The sequence below is a fragment of the Enterococcus sp. LJL99 genome, from assembly GCF_054871725.1.
In genome coordinates this window covers 1-20,292 of sequence record NZ_JBTXLT010000008.1, presented here as the reverse complement: position 1 = coordinate 20,292, position 20,292 = coordinate 1, and the positions used below count along the sequence as shown (strand labels likewise).

15 protein-coding genes are annotated in these 20,292 nt (G+C 32.9%); 2 read left to right on the top strand and 13 right to left on the bottom strand.

Annotated elements, in window-relative coordinates; genetic code table 11:
• Window positions 1–91: 91 nt before the first annotated feature.
• From uvrC to ACYSNW_RS12375, 9 genes are all read right to left on the bottom strand, one after another.
• Window positions 92–1,879, bottom strand: coding sequence for an excinuclease ABC subunit UvrC (gene uvrC / locus ACYSNW_RS12415; RefSeq protein ID WP_461744929.1), 1,788 nt, complete (start codon window positions 1,877–1,879; stop codon window positions 92–94).
• Between the two features lie 176 nt (window positions 1,880–2,055).
• The gene (locus ACYSNW_RS12410) at window positions 2,056–2,826 is read right to left on the bottom strand and encodes a hypothetical protein (protein ID WP_461744927.1); all 771 of its coding nucleotides are present in this window, start codon (window positions 2,824–2,826) and stop codon (window positions 2,056–2,058) included.
• 2 nt (window positions 2,827–2,828) lie between these two features.
• Window positions 2,829–3,143: a PadR family transcriptional regulator gene (locus ACYSNW_RS12405; RefSeq protein ID WP_461744925.1), complete on the bottom strand. Its 315-nt coding sequence runs from the start codon at window positions 3,141–3,143 to the stop codon at window positions 2,829–2,831.
• Between the two features lie 351 nt (window positions 3,144–3,494).
• Entirely contained in the window at window positions 3,495–5,081 is a 1,587-nt protein-coding gene (locus ACYSNW_RS12400) for a bifunctional aspartate transaminase/aspartate 4-decarboxylase (RefSeq protein WP_461744923.1), read from the bottom strand.
• Window positions 5,082–5,424: 343 nt separating this feature from the next.
• A complete protein-coding gene (gene trxA, locus ACYSNW_RS12395; protein ID WP_461744921.1) occupies window positions 5,425–5,739 on the bottom strand; it encodes a thioredoxin in 315 nt (104 codons plus the stop codon).
• Window positions 5,740–5,829: 90 nt separating this feature from the next.
• On the bottom strand, window positions 5,830–8,193 hold the full coding sequence (locus tag ACYSNW_RS12390) for an endonuclease MutS2 (protein ID WP_461744919.1): 2,364 nt from the start codon (window positions 8,191–8,193) through the stop codon (window positions 5,830–5,832).
• 212 nt (window positions 8,194–8,405) lie between these two features.
• Window positions 8,406–8,954, bottom strand: a complete 549-nt coding sequence (locus ACYSNW_RS12385; protein WP_461744917.1) for a CvpA family protein — start codon at window positions 8,952–8,954, stop codon at window positions 8,406–8,408.
• A gap of 20 nt (window positions 8,955–8,974) precedes the next feature.
• Window positions 8,975–9,415, bottom strand: a complete 441-nt coding sequence (gene zapA / locus ACYSNW_RS12380; RefSeq protein WP_461744915.1) for a cell division protein ZapA — start codon at window positions 9,413–9,415, stop codon at window positions 8,975–8,977.
• Between the two features lie 481 nt (window positions 9,416–9,896).
• Complete coding sequence (locus ACYSNW_RS12375) at window positions 9,897–10,289, bottom strand: DUF805 domain-containing protein (protein ID WP_461744913.1); 393 nt, start codon at window positions 10,287–10,289, stop codon at window positions 9,897–9,899.
• A 306-nt stretch (window positions 10,290–10,595) separates the two neighbouring features.
• On the opposite strand from ACYSNW_RS12375, the gene ACYSNW_RS12370 reads away from it, so the two are divergent.
• Both ACYSNW_RS12370 and ACYSNW_RS12365 read left to right on the top strand, forming a co-directional pair.
• Window positions 10,596–11,201 (top strand): LysE family translocator, encoded by a 606-nt coding sequence (locus ACYSNW_RS12370; RefSeq protein ID WP_461744911.1) that lies wholly within the window; start codon window positions 10,596–10,598, stop codon window positions 11,199–11,201.
• A 115-nt stretch (window positions 11,202–11,316) separates the two neighbouring features.
• On the top strand, window positions 11,317–11,586 hold the full coding sequence (locus ACYSNW_RS12365) for a hypothetical protein (protein ID WP_461744909.1): 270 nt from the start codon (window positions 11,317–11,319) through the stop codon (window positions 11,584–11,586).
• Between the two features lie 245 nt (window positions 11,587–11,831).
• Here ACYSNW_RS12365 and ACYSNW_RS12360 read toward each other — a convergent pair whose 3' ends face one another.
• The 4 genes from ACYSNW_RS12360 to ACYSNW_RS12345 all read right to left on the bottom strand — a co-directional run.
• Window positions 11,832–12,623, bottom strand: a complete 792-nt coding sequence (locus ACYSNW_RS12360; RefSeq protein WP_461744907.1) for a hypothetical protein — start codon at window positions 12,621–12,623, stop codon at window positions 11,832–11,834.
• Between the two features lie 687 nt (window positions 12,624–13,310).
• Window positions 13,311–13,982: a hypothetical protein gene (locus ACYSNW_RS12355; RefSeq protein ID WP_461744905.1), complete on the bottom strand. Its 672-nt coding sequence runs from the start codon at window positions 13,980–13,982 to the stop codon at window positions 13,311–13,313.
• Window positions 13,979–18,589, bottom strand: coding sequence for a SpaA isopeptide-forming pilin-related protein (locus ACYSNW_RS12350; protein WP_461744903.1), 4,611 nt, complete (start codon window positions 18,587–18,589; stop codon window positions 13,979–13,981). The genes ACYSNW_RS12355 and ACYSNW_RS12350 overlap by 4 nt, the downstream gene beginning before the upstream one ends.
• 24 nt (window positions 18,590–18,613) lie before the next feature.
• The coding region (locus ACYSNW_RS12345) for a SpaA isopeptide-forming pilin-related protein (protein ID WP_461744901.1) at window positions 18,614–20,292 on the bottom strand (1,679 nt) is incomplete at its 5' end.

Sequence of the window (20,292 nt, the reverse complement as noted above, 5' to 3'; positions counted from 1 at the left end):
AACTTTTTTTGGTTTGAGTGTCAAACAATTCTTCAAAAATAATAAAGAGTAAGAAACGTTAATAGAACGCTAACTACTCTTTATTTCCAAGTTATTTTTCTTCCGTTTCTTCATGTAAATGCTGGTAGACATTTTCAGCAACATTTTTCGGCAAACCAATTTCTTTCAATTCTTCAATTGAAGCCGCTGTAATGTTTTTTAAAGACTTAAATTGTTTCAATAATTCTTTTTTCCGCTTTGGACCTAAACCTTCAATCGCATCCAATTTTGAAGAAAAGCTATTTTTACTTCGTAATTGTCGATGGAACGTAATCGCAAAACGATGGACTTCATCTTGAATCCTTTGTAGTAGGAAAAATTCTTGAGAATTCCTCTCCAAAGGAACAATCGTTAGTTCAGGTCCGAATAATAATTCACTTGTTTTATGTTTATCATTTTTCGCCAGACCTGCAATTGGGATATCCAATCCTAATTGATTATCTAAAACTTCTTTCGCAGCATCCACTTGACCTTTTCCTCCATCTATAACAATTAGATCAGGAAATGGCAAATTTTCTTTTAGAACTCTTGAATATCTGCGATAAATGACCTCTCGCATTGAAGCATAATCATCAGGCCCTTTGACCGTTTTTATTTTATATTTACGATATTCTTTCTTATCAGGACGTCCATCAATAAAAACAACCATGGCAGAAACTGGATCTGTTCCCATGATATTGGAATTATCAAACGCTTCGATACGAATAGGCGTCGGGATATTCATTGCATTGCCTAATTTTTCAACCGCTCCGATTGTTCGTTCTTGTTTACGAACAATCAAATCAAATTTCTCTTGTAGCGCGACGATCGCATTTTTCCCAGCTAATTTAACTAATTTTTTCTTTTCGCCTCTTTGAGGTTGTAATACTTTAGTCGAAAGCATTGCCTCAACACTCTCTTTATCTATATTATCTGGAATCAGTACTTCTTTCGGGATAAAATGTTGATTTTCCTGATAAAATTGACCAATATACGTTAAAAAGTCTTCCTCTTCTTCATTATAAAACGGAAAAATCGAAACATCCCGTTCAATCAATTTTCCTTGTCGAACAAAAAATACTTGGACACACATCCAGCCTTTATCCACCGCATAGCCAAAAATATCTCGATCGACTAAATCAGCATTTGTCATTTTTTGACGCGTCATAACTGTTTCGATTGCTTTAATTTGATCACGGTATTCAGCCGCTTTCTCAAATTCCATATTTTCAGCAGCTGTTTCCATTTTAGTTTGAATAGCTTCTTGAATGACTGTATGACCACCATTTAAAAAACTTTTGATTTCCGCTACCATTTCTTTATAGGTTTTCTGAGGAATATCAAAAACACAAGGCGCTAAACATTGTCCCATATGATAATATAAACAAACTTCCTTCGGTAAAACACGACATTTTCTTAACGGAAATAAGCGATCCAACAACCTTTTCGTTTCATTTGCTGCACCAACATCTGGATAAGGGCCAAAATAAAGCGCCTTATCCTTAAGTACTTTACGCGTAATCAATAATCTCGGATAATCTTCATTTGTAATTTTAATAAAAGGATAACTTTTGTCGTCCTTTAACATAATATTATATTTTGGATCATTTTTATGGATTAAATTTATTTCTAACAATAAAGCTTCAATATTTGATTCGGTTACTATATATTCAAAGTCTTCGATTTCACTGACTAATCGCTCCGTTTTAGTATCATGGCTGCCAGTAAAATAAGAGCGTACGCGATTTTTTAGTATTTTTGCTTTTCCTACATAAATGATTGTTCCATTTTTGTCTTTCATTAAGTAGCAACCTGGTTGATCAGGAAGTAAAGCTAATTTGTGTTTGATTCGTTCGTTCATTGTTTATCCTTTCTTCACCAGTATAAAGATATTATATCATTTTAAGCAAAAAGTTCTATTCTAGCCGCCTTAAAATAAGAAAACAGTCAATAAAATAAGGGGATTTGAACAATTTTCAACTCATTACCAAAAATATTTTATTATTGGAACAAAAAACTTTAGTAAGTTTTTGCAGTTTAAAACATTACGTATAACTCACCAATATTGAATAAGGTGCATTGAGTCTGATTAATATTTAGAGCAGCTAACACCCCTTCGTAGAGGTCTTCTTTCTTCAAAGGACTTTTGATTCGATACATTTCATCATTGACTTTTCGAACATAACCAAATACAGTCATTTTTTCTTTTGCTGCTTGCAAATCACTTGGAGCTAGATTTTTAAGGGTTAAAATATATTCAGCTTCAAATCCAGTCAAACGACCGTTTAAATAATCGATTTGGGCAATTTCCTTAGAACAATAATCAGATTGTATCAACTTAGATATAGCAAAAGCTACAGCAGGGATTGTCAAGAAAAAAATTAACATAGGAATTTGAATATTTGCTGCTAATAATACAAAAGTTAAAGGAAAAGGTAATCCAAAAACGATGCCAAAAATCGATAGCTGATTGCTTAGTGTCTGATAATAGTGCAGGTCCGTTTCTTCATCTCGCAACCAACGAAACTCATTGGTATCACAAAGGTAGTAATTAAGGGAAAATTTCGTAAATTTCATTTTCTTACTAACTACTTTAGTCATTTTTCCTACTAAAGATGGTATCTCACATTCAAGATTATCTGTTAGTAAAATTTTATAGCTTTTAAAATGATGATTTGTTTTTTGTGAAAATTGATAAAAGAACCACCCTTTCTTTTTCAGAATCAAGTTTTTTTTCAACATATCTGTAAGATATTTTTCCTCATTGTCGATTAAACTATTTTTTAATGGGATTAACCTAATTGCCATTTTTATCGCTCCTTTATGTTTAAGTTTTTGAAATTAGCAACCAATCGATTTAACCTTCCTAATTCAAGCTCTAATACTTTCTTTCCCTCATCAGTGATATAATATGTTTTTTTATCATCCAATTCACTCGTCTCAATAATGCCATCTTCTGTCATTCGCTTTAAAATTCCGTACAATGTACCATTACCCATTGATAAGCTACCATTCGTTAGTTTTTTGATATCTTGAATAATCGCATAGCCATGTTTAGCGCTTTCAAATAGCGATAATAAGATATAACAGCTGGGCTCGTTTAACGGGATATACTTTTCCACCATAGCTATCAACCTCTCAATTTTAGTAATAAATAAATCAATAGATATAGGTCGTGGAACGACCTATATCTATTGTAACTCTTTTCTATAAAAAAGCAATAGACTATTTTTATTTATAACTAATTCAAATAGAAAGGATATACTTCAAAAAAATCTAGCAGGAATCATTTGACGTTGAATGATCCTTGCTAGATTTTTTTCTATTCTATATTTTGTGGCCTATTTCATAAGTAAAAGAACCATTTACTTTTCTCATTGGATTACTTTTCTTCAATTGAATAATCTAAATCTTTAGATAAAGTATCTCTATTCTTATCACTTCACAAAAAATATAGAATTAATGAAACGCTCTTACTAACTATTTTGATATTCTTTATAATAATCAGCAAGCAATTCTAGTATTTGTTTCCCAATTATTGGATAATCCTTTGTAGGAAGATTCGCACTAGAAACTCTTATCTCTCCTGGATTCGTTCCAAAACCAACACCATCCATCAAAACAACGCCATTTTTCTTAGCCAAATTCAATAAAAAATCGACTTCTTCAAATTGACTACTCAAATGGTTTTTAAACGCTGTCCCGTATAATTGTTCTGCCAAATCATAAATATTGATTAACGAATAGTATTTAGCATTTAATCGACTACTGTCCTTAGGATAGTTTAATGCCTCATGCAGTAAATCATAACGAGTACTAATTAATTTTTTCGATTCAGTAATATAATGATCCTGCTCTTTTTTGCTAATTAAATGAGTTAAACTAAAAAGAACTTCCATGATTTGTTGGGGTGTGGATAAGCCAGATGTATGATATAAACCAATAGAACGACTATCCGCAACTAAGCGATCCACAAATTTCATCTCGCTAGGTTCTAAAACAACAGATTCATACCTTTTTTTCAACTCATCCTTCTTTCCTTCAGATAACTGTTGAATCAATTGATCAAAAACATTCTCTTTATTTAAGGCGATTAAACCAATACGCCAACCTGTTGCACCAAATAATTTTGAATAGGAATAAACTAAAAGCGTATTTTGTGGAACGACTGAATACACAGATTGAAAATCCTTAACAAATGAACCATAAACATCATCAGTTATAATCATAAGCTCTGGGCGTTCGTCTACGATTGCTTTAATTTTTTGTAATTCTTTTTCTCCAAGTGCTTTTGATCCCGGGTTACTTGGATTAACTAAAAATAGTGCTTTGATTGTTGGATCTTTAAGCTTATCAAATTCATCAGTTGGGACTTCCCAATTAGTTTTTTCTGTAGCACGTAAATCGATTTCTACCATTTCATAATCATTTAATTCGGGAATTTGAATGTACGGGGTGAAAATTGGACTGCTAATGGCAATTTTATCGCCTAATTGAATCAATTTATTTTCTTTTAAGGAATTAAAAATGTAAACCATGGCTGCGGATCCGCCTTCAGTGGGGAATACTTGTGTTTGTTCAGCTAAATTAGTTTTAGCAAAAAGAATTGTTTCTAAATAGTGAGTTAAAATGGTTTCAGTATTCGTTAAAACACGATTAGGTGTAGGGTAGTTATTCCCAATAGCTCCATCTACCCATTCAGCGACAACGGAATCTAAGTTTAAGTGTAATTCATTCTTGAGATAATTTAGACTAGTTTCGAAAAATACTTTCATTTCATTAGTAGTATCTTGTAAGTAATTGATAAAACGTTCATAAATTCCAACTGTTTCAATGCTTCCAGCTAAATCTCCATGGCACAATGTTCTTTCCGACTCTTGAACGCCAAACTCTACTAGCTTACAAAAAGCTAACCTAGCTTTTGTATTAATCCAGTTGGGATTTCCTTTTCCAGCATTCAAAAAAAAGCCATTTTTTTCGTCTTTTTGAGCTAACGAAAGCATCAGTTCATTTACTTCAAAAGCGCCTAGGGTTTCGATTTTTTTTTCGTCTTTTGTATCCATATGTCTTCCTCCTTGATTTACCAATACTAATAATTCATTTCTCTATACGATAGATACTCGTATTTAATTTTCGAATAATTAGCTAGTTTTTATCATTGCAAAGTAAAAATACTCTTCAGCACAAAAAATTTTAAATAAATTACTTGTAATTATCATAATCAGCAACCATATTCTACCTCCATTTTTCTTAAAATTCCAATCACAACAAAATGAACATCCTTAAAATGAAATAGTTTTCATTTTAATTCGTATTTTTCTCTACAAATACACATAATACTCATAATAAAAAAAGAAACCATGTGAAAATGAAAATTTCACATGGTTTTCTAAATCATTTTATAGTTTACTTGTATTGATCAATCATTGCCTTTAGTTGCTCTTTTGAATGAACGCCAACCGCTTTTTCGACTACTTCGCCATCTTTTTTCAATAAAAGCGTCGGAATACTCATAATACCAAATGATGCTGGTGTTTCAGGATTTTCATCCACATCCATTTTAACTATTTTCACTTCAGATTCATCATATTCTTCAGATAACTGGTCTAAGATAGGTGATTGCATACGACAAGGACCACACCATGTTGCCCAAAAATCAATCAAAACTAGTCCGTTATCTGTTTCTTCTACAAAATCTTTATCTGTAATTGCTTGTGTCATCTTATAGGCCTCCCAATATTTATACTATAGATTTAGTATAGCACTAGATACTATATTCGACTACTTTCGTGCTTACAATAAGTAAGACAATTAGCTGAATTTTACAATTGTCGCACCATTTCCGCCTTGATTTCCTGGCGCAAATTCATAGCTTTTTACACTACGGTGATTTTTTAAATATTCAGTAATTCCTGTTCTTAAAGCACCAGTTCCTTTACCATGAACTATTGTCACTTGCGCATAACCAGCTAAAATTGCGGCATCCAAATATTGATCGACTTCCGCCAAAGCATCTTCATAGCGTTGCCCACGTAAATCTAATTGACTAGGTACATGACTTGCTTGACTCGAGCGAACAGCGGTCACACGTTGAGGAGCTTCTTTTTCAGGAGCAACTGGCGTCATATCATTTTCATTGACGGTCATTTTTAAAATCCCCAGCTGAACTTGCCATTCCTGATTTCCAACATTTCTTAATAAAGTCCCTCGTTGCCCATAAGTAGTCACAAGTACTTCATCGCCAACCTTAAGTTTCTTTTGTTCCTTCGCTTTTTTCAATACTTTATTCTTTTCTAAATGTGTTTCATCTTGATGTAATTGAGATAATTTCGATTTTGCATCAATCAGTTGATGCTCCTTGATTCCATGATTCCCTCCAGACAATTGCATTGCGCGAATATCTGAAATCACTTTTTCTGCTTCTTCTTGTGCTTGTGAGACTAACTCATTTGCTTTTTTCTTTGCTTTTGTCATTTCTTTTTCACGTTCATCAAAAAAGAATGTATATGCTTCTTTTAATTCTCTATGCAATCGTTCTGCTTCATCAACATAATGGCGTACTTCTAAGTATTCTGTTTCAGCCATTTTTCGTCTGTTTTCTAAATCAGCAATCATTTCATTCAAATCTTGACTTTCTCCATCCATGATTTGTTTTGCCTCATCAATGATCGAGCTATCTAAGCCAAGTCTTTTCGAAATTTCAAAAGCATTACTACGACCTGGTACACCTATCAACAAGCGATAGGTTGGACTTAACGTATCTACATTGAATTCCATACTAGCATTGATTGTCCCTGAACGATTGTAACCATAAACTTTCAGCTCTGGATAATGGGTTGTCGCCATCACATAAGCACTTTTACTTCCCAAAGCATCTAAAATTGAAATTGCTAAAGCAGCCCCTTCTTGAGGATCTGTCCCAGCACCTAATTCATCAAATAAAACTAAGCTTCGATTATTCACCTTTTTTAACACATCAACAATCGTTGTCATATGTGAAGAAAAAGTACTTAAACTTTGCTCAATCGACTGTTCATCACCAATATCAGCAAAAATTTCTTCAAAAATCCCCATTTGACTCTCTTCTGCAACAGGTAGTGGTAATCCTGCTTGTCCCATTAATTGCAAAAGTCCTAATGTTTTTAAGGTAATTGTTTTACCACCTGTATTAGGTCCAGTGATTACAACTGCCTGATACTCTTCCCCAATTTTAATATCATTAGGAACAGCTTTTTCTTGATCTAAAAGTGGATGTCTAGCCTGTTTAAAATCAATATGATTTTCTTGACTGATTGCTGGCACGATTGCTTTTATTTCTTTCCCAAAACGAGCCTTTGCATTTATAAAATCAAGTTTACCTAAAACATACGCATTGTGCAAAATTTCATTTCGATAAGGAGCTAATTCAGCTGAAAGCTCAGCTAAAATACGTTCAATTTCGCTTCTTTCTGCAATTTGATGCTGACGAAGACGATTGTTCATTTCAACAATTTGTTTTGGTTCAATAAATAATGTTTGTCCAGAAGCACTTTGGTCATGGACTACACCACCAAAAACACTTTTATACTCTTGCTTTACTGGAATAACATATCGTTCATTCCTCATTGTAACGATGGCATCACTTAAATATTTTGCGCTCTTTCCACGAACGATTCCATCTAGTTGCTCGCGAATCGACTGTTCACTCCGTTTAATACTCGTACGAATATTTTTCAATTCTGGAGAAGCTTCATCTGTCACTCGTCCATCCTCATCAATAGCTTCTCTCAAGCGACGACTAACATCAGGTAATGTTACTAATTGCTCAATCCAAGAATAAATACGTAATAACTCGATTTCATTCTCTTTTAACTCATTAAAAAATTTCAACATTTCATTCGTTGTGGACAAAACACGACCAATTTGAGCTAATTCTAGACCATTTAAATCAGCCCCAATTTCAATTCGTTTCATACTAGGACGAATATTTTCTAGCTTAGGTATTGGAATTCCTCCACGTAAACGATGGATCTTCAAACCATCTTCTGTTTCACTTAACCACGATTGAATGACTTCAAAATCATTGACTGGTATCAACTGTTCAATTTGTTCAGCTCCTTGATCAGTCACTAGATATTGAACAATCATTCGTTTTACTTCATTAAATTCTAACGTTTTTAAAATACGGGTATTCATTGATTCACCTTCTGTTCTTTGATTCACTAAAATAAGTCGTTATAAAAATAAACGATGATTAAGTAATTGGACTAAAACTCGTACTTTGCAACAAAAGCAACGTACGAGTTTTAAAGAATTAGCAAAATCACTGACTTTTTTTTAACGATTGATTGTCAATCTATTATAAAATTTTGCTGCAGTATTTCAAATACCACTTTCAAGAATTTTTACTATTTTATCATTTGCTCAACCCATAAATGATAAATTTGTTTTGAAAAAACCGGGGTATCTTGAACAATAAAACGTGCAAATCCATTACTTTTAAATTGACTTTGAATAAAATCAACAGGAATCATTGCAACTGTGCTTAAAACTAAAAAAAGTCCTACATAAACGACTAAAAAGTTCATCACGCCTCCTGCAATCCAGTTTGCTTCTTTTAAAACAGGAACAAAAACTAATCCATGGGCAAAAATAGCCAGAAAGCGAATGACTAACCATCCAGCAAATAAAATCAGTAAAAAAGCGACCGCTCCATAAAAAGCTTGATCTAATTCTAGTGTAATCTCTTGATTAAAAAAAACTAATTTAGTATTTGGTGTTGCTGAAGGATAAGGTACATACAATTCAAGGTGAGCAGCCAAATTTTTATATTGACTTTTAGCAATAAAATAAGCAATTAAATAGCCAAATGTATATAAAACCTGTAAGATCAAACCTCGCTTTGCTCCTGTATAAAATCCGATACCTAATACAAGAATAATCAATAATGTTAACATCCTGTCATCCTCTCAGCCTATTACTCTTGACCACTTTTACTTTGAATTTGTTTTTTTCGATTTTCATTTAAAATTTGTTGTGCTTCCATATGATTATGGATTTCTACATCCTCATTACCGTTCTTCTTTAAAACTCCTCGTGCTTCTTCTTCAATTGCTTCAATACGTTTAATTCGATTTTCTAATTCTGCTAAACGAATCGTTTTCTTTTTCATTTCAGCCAATTCATTTTCTAAATTTAGCACTTGTTCTTGTTTTTTCAACTGATCCGAAATCGCATTAATCGCTAACAATACAGATGCCTGTTCATCATCAGTTTGCGGCGAAATATGTTTGATTTCAGCTAATTGTTCATTTACTAGTTTTGTAACTAAATCCATGTGTTGTTTACTTTCTTGTCCGATAATTGTGTATGTATGTTCAGCAATCACGGCTTTGTATCTTGATTTAGCTTTTGCCATGTTGTATCCCCTCCAGTAATGTTCCCTTAAATAAATAGTATATCATGAATTTTTCTCTTTATATAGCTTGTTATTCTTTCTTATTATATGCTACTCATCAAAAAAATTAAAGGTTTAGTCAAATTATCTTTCATTCCAGCAAAATTTGTCTTTTTTTGAAAAACGCTTTTATAAGGAAACAAATCTTATGTTTTTAATTGAAATTGTCAAAATTCCAGATAAAATAGCTACCAATAAACAAAAAGGTTTAGAATTGGTAGCTTTTATCCTATTATTTACAATTAATAAGTGCCTAAAAACTAGTCAAAACTTTTAGTTGTTTCTTAAAGTAGTTTCAAACATTGCTAGAATAATGTGTAACATGGGTGAGACAAAAGTAAAAATCACTTTTGTTTTATCTTTTAAAACCGAACAAACGACATAAAATCTATTCAGTGGTCAGTTTGAATGGCTTTTTCCAAATCTCACAACAGTAAATTAATTAAAAATTATTTCTCCAACGCGAATAAGGAGTACTAGGCAAAATAAGAAAAATAAATAGAATTAATGGGCCAAAAAAAGGAAACATATAAAGTAAAATCCACCAATTACTTTTGTCTATATCATGTAATCTTCTTGCACGCACAGTAAAATTCGCAAGCCAAATACAAAATGATAAAATAATAACTAGATAACCCCAAAAGCTAAATGATAAAAATCGAATACTTGAATAATCAAACATTTCTACCGTTAGAGATTCGCTAAGCCCGGCAATAAGACTAAATACAAATATAGCCAAATAATTGACTACTTGCGGCCACCAATATTGCGCCCTTGTGGCTGTGCCACTAATATTTAACATGTTTTCCCAATATGATTTGTAAGCTTTTACCATTTTATACACCTCATAACTATTAGTTTACGAGATAAAAAGTTAACTCAATTTATGTAATAACATAGTCAATTAACTGATTTACAAATCGATTTATGTCAAGCTTTTAAGACTGCTCTTCCTTGGGTCCTAAAAAATATATTTTGAGTTCTCTAATCTCCATTCGCCATACTAACACTATTTGAATCTGATGACAATTGTTAAGGTCTACGCAAGTAAAATTAGCTAACTTACCTAACTATTTCTTAAAACAAATTTATTTTTTTAAATTAGTATGTTATTATTGACTCAAAAAAAGGAGGAATTATTTTGAGTGACTATCTTAACTTTTTATTTTTGGTTATATTACTAATCCTTGTCCCAGGTCCGGACTATATTTTGATTACAAAAAATACTTTAAGCAGCAAAAAAAAGGCAGGCTTTCAAACAATTTTTGGAACTTGTACAGCTTTGATTATCCATACTCTTTTTGCTACGATTGGTCTATCAGCTTTACTTGTGAAATCGGCAGTTTTATTTTCAATCGTAAAATATTTAGGCGCTATTTATTTGATTTATTTAGGTATCAAATCCTTATTGACCAAAAATACTGATACAAAAAACACTAAAAATAATGAACTTGCTAATCCCTTCCTTCAAGGATTATTAACGAATTTACTAAATCCCAAAGTCGCGATTTTCTTTTTAACTTTTTTACCACAATTCGTGGCACAGTCTGATACAAGTTGGTTTTATTTCGCTTTACTCGGAGCAACCTATGCTGTAGCAACTTTTATCTTATTTGGCTTATATGTACTTTTTCTTGATAAAATCAGAGGCATCATGGAGTCTGATCGAACGAAAAAAATCATTAACAACGTTTCAGGTGTCGTCCTCTTACTTTTTGGACTTAAACTATTTTTAGAAAAAAATTAACGTTTTGGTCTAACATACAATTTATCAAATCTGTTTAAATTATTTAGCCAAAACACACTTAACTTTTGTTATATTTTTATTCACTTGCTATAATCACTATTAAGAGGTGAAAGTCATGAATAACTATTTAGTATCTTTTCCAGTGAATGAGAAACATAATCAAGAAACTGTTACAAATTTAAGAAAGAAATTAGAAAAACATTCTCCTAACAACTGGATTGAAATTCTACCAAATCAAATGGCCATCAAATCTACGTTGTCTATCAAAGAATTAGCTGAGTTTTTACAACCAGAAAGCGATGATATTCGAACAACCATTGTCAATTTTGATGAATGGCATGTTTATCAGGCAATCGAGCCTGAGATGAAAGCACGAGACTACTAAACGACCAAAATATCTGAAGAGGTGATTGAAAGCTCTACTCTCTCTTCATTTTTAGACAAAAAAAGTCAAAATTCCTAAGAATTTCCTTGGAATTTCGACTTTTTTTGTTGTCTTCCTTGATTAAACACTATGCAATGAATAAAAGTTAATAATTTGTCGAGATTATGATTGTTTATATGATCCATCAACCATTAATTTATAAAAAAAGTTATTTAGTCTTATTTCACTCACTTAATCCTTTTGTCTCAATTTTCATTCTCACTCTGAGAGGCAATTTCTTCATTAGAAGGATTGATACTAAGTTCTTGTTCAATAAATTTTCCTTCTGTGTTCTTAATATATATTTTTTCTTCTGAATCTTTATCAAACCACGATTCATTAAGCATATATTGATCAACAGAATTGAATTCAGCTAATTCTACTTTAAATCTCTCAAGTAACTCTTTTCTATTCTGTCGGTCTAATTCTATTTGCGCCTTACTTTCTTTTAAATTGAGGGTTAGTCTTTTTAACTCTGAATTTAGTTCTATCGTAATTTTACAGTTTGGAAATAAGGTTGCTAACTCTTTACTTAAATTCTCGATGAAGGCTTGTTTCCCTGAATCCTGCCATATATCATCACTATTTATTTTAAATGACGATAGCCCCTCTTCAGGATAGATTGTTAAATGAATAAGTTTATCTAACATTTGATCCTGCTTTTTGATTTTCTTTTCTAATTTTTTTTGCTCATTCAATACATTGTAATTTGACTGCAACAGTTGATTAGAATGTGATTCAACTTTTAAAATAATAAACGTAATTAACAATAACAAAAACAGTGTCAATCCGATGATTAGTTGGGATCCTCTTAATATTTTTTCTGTTCTCGCTCGATACTGCTTGAATTGCCTTTTTTTGACTAATCTTTTTTTATTTTTTATTGGATACTTTACTTTCTCTAAATAGAATATATTAAATGAAAAATAGAGTAAATAAATAAACAATCCCATTATTAATATCATTACTCCAGTAATCAAATAATTGATATTTAGCATAAGCTGCTTCCTTTCAGTTATTTTTTGCTAATAAAATTACGATAATTTCTTTTTGATAGATACTAAATAAACGTAGAGGTTGGGACAAAGGCGGTTAGCTCTGAGAACCAAGTAGGTACGATGCATCATCGAATCACTACGTTCTTCGTGATTTATCGCAATAAGAAGGAATTTCCGTAAATGACAAGAAACACGAAAGGTTTCCTTTCGATGTTGAATGATTCCTACTTGGTGTTTTTCAAATTTTTGGTAACCGAGTAGGTATTGTGCAACATCAGCTTATTTCATTCGCTGTGTTTTACAACAATTTCGGCTTATTTTATAAGAAAGTGAGCGATTCACTTTCTTAGTTGGAATTGCCAGTTGTATAACTTGGCTGATTGTTTCCGTAGAAGCACTTTTGCACCACCGTTTATCAGGCCAGAAAACAATCGCTTAGAATTGAGCGATTGGACGAAACAGCAGTTATTGCGTTCTTTGCAATGAATGATGGTTAGGAAATTGCCGAGATTCTGATTGTTTTGTGCCGTTTGTTCGGTTTTAAAAGATAAAACAAAAGTGGTTTTTACTTTTGTCTCACCCACAACCTCAAATAATATGTAATAGTAACTACTTTTATTTAAGAAAGGAACCCTTGACAAAACTAAAAATTTTGCATTGGGTTCCTTTTAAATAAAAGATATTTTTTTAATTATGAATTTGTTTATTTACACGATATATGCTAAAGAAACCTAGTCCAATACTCATAATCAACATCAAAATAAGTTGCAAATTCGACCCCAAATTACCACTAGTTTCAGGAAGTTTAGTTGGACCTGAACGAACGACATTAATATCGTTCGACACAACACTTGATTTTGGATAAATATAAACATGATTTAATTGTTTACTTTCGGTAATCAATGGTAGTTTAACTAAGCTCGGTTCCATAACTTTTTTGATTTCCTTGTGTGGCAGTTCTGTTACTTGATAAACGCCCGTTGTAAGACCATTTATAACAGCTTCGCCTTCTTCATTTGTTACTATATCCATATTGAATGCTTCATTTCCTGTTGCGACTTCATATGACGAGAGACTATTTCCGTCAGTTTCATCTGTCTTCAATTTCATCCTTGTGATGTTATAGGAAATTCCACTCATCTTTTTCAATTGATTCCCTGATTCATCTACTAATTCATTCATTTGAGTTCCATTACTTGGAAATTTATTTTGTACGTTTTCGTGATCCTCGAGACGATATTTAATAACATGAATGCTATAAACATCCGTTGATTCTGCCGCATAACTACTAAAATTACTTGAATAAACAAATAGTAATATCAAAAATGTAATGACCAAAAAATTTAAGATTTTTTTCATGATAATCGCCTCCTTTTTTGTGAGTTATTCTTAAGAATAACTATCACTAAGCCAAAAACAATAAAACTACTTGAAGCAATAACTAACAGTATGAATGTTTTACCACTTCCAGTAAATGGCAATTTGGTTGAGGCACTGTCATCTTGGTACAACTTAATTGTTTGATTTCCTTTTGTAATTTCAAACGGTATTTTCTTTTTAACCAATTCATATCCCTCAGGTGATTTTGTTTCAACTAAATAGTATTTTCCAGGGAATAAACCATCAAAAATCACGAATCCTGTCGCTTCTGTCGTTGCTTTACCGATTTTTTTATCTGAATCAGTCTCATACAATTCAAATTCAGCGTCCTTAAGTGGCGTTCCTTTTGCCTTTTCTTCATCACTTAATTTACCATCACCATTCGTATCTTTTGCAGTCCCAGCCACGTATTTAAATAATGTAACTTTGCTAGGTCGAATCAACCCAAGATTTATATGTGGTATTTTATAGAGACTTTGTTCATTAACCAAATCAGGTAATTCGGAAAGAAGCGGTTGAACATACTCGTCTGTCTTCGCTGTATCGCTATTCGCTTTGGAGTTAATGCTTGAATCATCACCAACCATTTTCTTCGTGATTAAGACTTTCTTTTGTTGAAGTTGATCAGCAATAACAAATTCTACAATGTATTCTCCTTCAGGTAAATTTTCAAAAAGATATTCTCCTTGATTATTAGTTTTAACCAAAGAATTATTGGCTTTATCAATAAATAATTCACCTGTCAAACTTTCTTTTACTAGTTCTTGTTTATATTTATTGTTAATTTGACTCGTTCGATAAAGTTTGACTGGAATATTAGCTACCTTTTCCTCTGTTTTTCCAATCAGCCCGTCTAAATCGTCATCATACCAAGCGATACCTGATAATTCCCGTCCTAAGACAGAAGAATTAGAAACGACTCCGTTAACCAATTGATTTAAATTAGAATTTAGAGTAGGACTATTTGCAAAACGATCTCCTGCTTTTTGATTTTTTGGTCTCAATGTCACAGAATAACTAAAATCTTCTCCTGGAGGCAACGCTGAATAGACTGCCATAATCGCTTTGGCACTGCTTAATACACTTTGATCATTCCCTAATTTCTTCCATTTCCCATCAGATAAATTTACAGAATTGGGATCCAGTTCAACAGAAACACTCATATTCGTATACCAAAGATCTCCTTTACCAACTAATGTTGTCGCATTGATTACATTGTAACTTCCCGAGTATTGTGTTCCTCGACCGTCTCCATTATAAGGAAGAACATCTAAGGCTCGAACATTTCCTAGGCTACCAGTTGAATGATTTTTATAGGAAATCGTAAATGAGATATCCGTCGGATTTTTCTCGTCTTGATTGGCCGGATCCATTGCATTTCCAGATTCAATAAAAGGAGCATCGGTAACTTTATCAATTACAATTACACCTGCATTACTGACCGTAACCGAAGTGTTACTAGTTCGTTGGGCAACTGAAGATGTATCTGTTACAGAAGAATCATTTTCTAACCAAACTTGCGAAACCACTTTAGCTGAAAGAGTTGCTTGGTTATTGGTAAAATTTAAAGCAGACGAAATAATGGATGTCTTAAAATTCACTGTTGGATTGTAATTTCCAGCTACAAGATAATCTTGAATAAAGCGCAGTGTTTTTGTTCCATCACTATTTTCCGTAATCGTCGGATTGGGAAGTGATTCGCCTTTATGATTCGTCGCAGAACCAAATTCATAGGTTGTTTCTTTAGGAATTGTCACATCCAGTTGAACTTTATGATTTTGATCAGAACCACTGGTCACACTTCCTTTGGCTGTCCACGTGATTTTTTCTGTTGGGTTGTAGTTGGTTTTGTCAGCTGCAATCGTTGGGCAGATAAGTATCCCCCTAATATAAAGCGTATCTCCCCAACGACCAGAAGGGCTATGTGTTATTGTTTTTATCCCATCTTTGTATTGGGTCGCCACATAATTACTCTCTCCTTTTACAGGTGATTGACGAGAGGCAGATTCACCATTTTTATATGAAAAACCGTTACAAACTGCAATATTTGGATTCGCTTTAGAATCTTTTACACCCTCAGAACCAGTAACTATTAATGGTATATAGCTGTTGACTACAAGATATCCATCAACTATAGTATCTGGAACTGTAGCTATAGCCTTTACTGCACTAATTACTCCATTTTTGACAGCTTCACTCGCAGTAGGATACCAAGTGTACGCTTTTTCTATTTCCTCTTGTGTACGTAATTTAACATCTGGAATTCCTGCTGAATTAACACCATATCCTACTACTTTTGTTCGAGTTTCTCTTATACTTCTTGAAAAATCATATGAAAAACTATTTGCATTCCAACGACCATAATGAAGAACAGTCTTTGCTTCTGGATCGGTCATTGATACGGTAAAATTAACTAATATCTTATTTCCTATGGTAACAGAACCATCACCAACACTGCTCCAATTATTGGTCCTATCTGAAATGGTGCTCAATGGTTGTATTTTTTCATTTAGAAAAGTGGTATACGCCGTCATTCCACCTGGCCATTGACGATCCCAAACAACTGATACTTTAGCAGTTTGAGATTGCTCAACTCCTTCATATTTAATACTTGAAATCGATAAATCATAAGTTAATGATCCATTGACTCCAACTTGTTTTTCTAAATATTCATATGGAAATCTCATTTGCATTGCCGTAACAGAAAAGGGCTCTGATTTTCCTTTCATCTCGCCTCCACTAAAAAACCATTTTCTCTCACCTACGCTAATAGGTGTATAATCAGTATTCTTTATTTCAATATTATAATCAGTCGAATTATTATTGACCACTGGATTTCCTGTATCATAAATACCGATTAAATTACTGTATGCTTGATTAGGAGGATAAACTGCTTTTGTGTAGCCATAAGGAGCTTCTGTTCCTTGTAGTGAGAGCGGTTTGTAATTCTTTGAATACGCACTATATTCTTTTGTAAATTTTCTCTTAGGCATTTCCGTGCCACTAAATCCATCATAAATAATAACTTCAACAGGTTCCGTGTCTTTTCCGATTTTTAAGTCTACTCCAGTATCATTAATTTCTTTTTTATAAATAATATTTTGATTAATTTTATAAGATATCCCACCTACTGGATAAGTTGTTCCCTTAAGTTGAGTTAAACCAGCTCGCCCAGGAAGTGGTTTCAACTGTACATAAGCTGCTACTGGGGTAATTAAAGAGAATGGTTTATCATTTGTACCAGTCACTTTTTCAAAACTTGAATTTTTATTAGTATTTCGAGTTAATTTCACGTCCACATAAGGTTTTGCGCTTAAGTAGACTTTATCACTCATATTAGGTGAGACACTTTTATCAATCACTTGATTGATTGAAACAGTCGAACCAGTATTAGTTACTGCACTTTCAATAGTCAACACAAATTCTGGATTAAGCTCATCATTATTTACTCCACCGTACGTATTCAATGTTTCAGTAACAAAGATTTGTCCAGAAGTAGCCTCTACATTTACCCAAGTTGAATGTGTGGAATTTTTGGTTCCATTGCTCGCAGCGTTTACTAATGTTCCATTCAACAACTCTGCTGTCTGTCTTACTTTTCCAGCACTATCTAACCGCCAAGCGCCATTCACTTTTGTATCCACTCTAACTCTTAAGGATTTATAAGTAGAAGTATTGATGGAAATTCCTGCTCTAAGGGTATAATTAACTGAATCAAAGGTTCGAACTCGATCATTGTTTGGAGAGCTGTCGTAACCTGGTTCATCTGTCGTATCAAACGGGGCGACACCTGACAATCGATCAATATCAACACTTACTTTAAATGGATTGGAAACACTAATTGCACGAGAATCTACTTCAAAACTATCTGGTACCAACTCATCAGAGATTTCATCTGTGGTAAGCTCCTCTAGTTGATCATTAGCTGTTTCTTCCTCTGATAATGGAGTAATTGGCTCTAAAAATTGTTCATCATAAGCCAATTTAAGAATTGTATCTGATGAATATTTCCCATCTAAATAAACTAACTTCACAGTACTTTCACTTGAATCTTTCCGATTAACTTTTAATTTTAAGGGTTGTCCTGTAATTAAGCGAATATAGACAACCTCTTTATTTTTTTCTATTGTCTGAAAAGCAATGCTAGTAAAATCATTAGAAGAATCCACTTTATTAATTTCGGATTTATTCTGATCGATTGTATCCGATTTTTGCTCACTGTTCTCTAGCTTCTCTACTTCATCCTTTATATTAAAATCATCTGAAGCTAGTTCCAACAGACTTGATTCTTGTCCATTTTCTAATACTTGTGATATTGAAAATCCTTTTTCCAAAGGAATTTTTACCCAATTACTTTTTTTAGTTGATAATTCAACGTCGGCCTGATTTTCATCTATTTCAAGAATTTCTTCAGTAATGGGGATATCATTTACTTTAATCATGATCTTTTCCTGATTTTGTTCTTTTGCATCTAATCTGTTGGTTTTCTTCAATAAAAAACCAAATAGTATTAAAAGAATGATTGATAGTAATAAAATGATTAAAAGACTTGCGTTATTTTTTTTTGAATTCATTACTCTTCGCATATCAGTCTTTCCACCTCCACCATTTTAAGTTTTACGTCTTTTGGTTTCACTCTTTTTCCAACCTTTTTTTAAAACAACCATAATCAATCCAACAATGATTAGACTAGTTGAAGTAATAATTAATAAGACAACTGTCTCATCACTTCCAGTAAATGGCAATTTGGTTGAGGCACTGTCATCTTGGTACAACTTAATTGTTTGATTTCCTTTTGTAATTTCAAACGGTATTTTCTTTTTAACTAATTCATATCCCTCAGGTGATTTTGTTTCAACTAAATAGTATTTTCCAGGGAATAAACCATCAAAAGTCACAACTCCTGTCGCTTCTGTCGTTGCTTTACCGATTTTTTTATCTGAATCAGTCTCATACAATTCAAACTCAGCGTTCTTAAGAGGCGTTCCTTTTGCTTTTTCTTCATCACTTAATTTACCATCACCATTGGTATCTACTGCTGTTCCAGCAATGTATTTGAATAAAGAAACCTTGCTAGGTCGAATCAAACCAAGATTTACATGGGGGATTTGATAGAGACTCTGTTCATTAACCAAGTCTGGTAATTCGGAAAGAAGCGGTTGAACATACTCGTCTGTCTTTGCCGTATCAATAGCTGCCTTTGAATTGATACTTGAATCATCACCAACCATTTTCTTTGTAATCAAGACTTTCTTTTGTTGAAGTTGATTGGCAATAACAAATTCTACAATGTATTCTCCTTCAGGTAAATTTTCAAAAAGATATTCTCCTTGATTATTAGTTTTAACCAAAGAATTATTGGCTTTATCAATAAATAATTTACCTGTCAAACTTTCTTTTACTAGTTCTTGTTTATATTTATTGTTAATTTGACTCGTTCGATAAAGTTTGACTGGAATATTAGCTACCTTTTCCTCTGTTTTTCCAATCAGCCCGTCTAAATCGTCATCATACCAAGCGATACCTGATAATTCCCGTCCTAAGACAGAAGAATTAGAAACGACTCCGTTAACCAATTGATTTAAATTAGAATTTAGAGTAGGACTATTTGCAAAACGATCTCCTGCTTTTTGATTTTTTGGTCTCAATGTCACAGAATAACTAAAATCTTCTCCTGGAGGCAACGCTGAATAGACTGCCATAATCGCTTTGGCACTGCTTAATACACTTTGATCATTCCCTAATTTCTTCCATTTCCCATCAGATAAATTTACAGAATTGGGATCCAGTTCAACAGAAACACTCATATTCGTATACCAAAGATCTCCTTTACCAACTAATGTTGTCGCATTGATTACATTGTAACTTCCCGAGTATTGTGTTCCTCGACCGTCTCCATTATAAGGAAGAACATCTAAGGCTCGAACATTTCCTAGGCTACCAGTTGAATGATTTTTATAGGAAATCGTAAATGAGATATCCGTCGGATTTTTCTCGTCTTGATTGGCCGGATCCATTGCATTTCCAGATTCAATAAAAGGAGCATCGGTAACTTTATCAATTACAATTACACCTGCATTACTGACCGTAACCGAAGTGTTACTAGTTCGTTGGGCAACTGAAGATGTATCTGTTACAGAAGAATCATTTTCTAACCAAACTTGCGAAACCACTTTAGCTGAAAGAGTTGCTTGGTTATTGGTAAAATTTAAAGCAGACGAAATAATGGATGTCTTAAAATTCACTGTTGGATTGTAATTTCCAGCTACAAGATAATCTTGAATAAAGC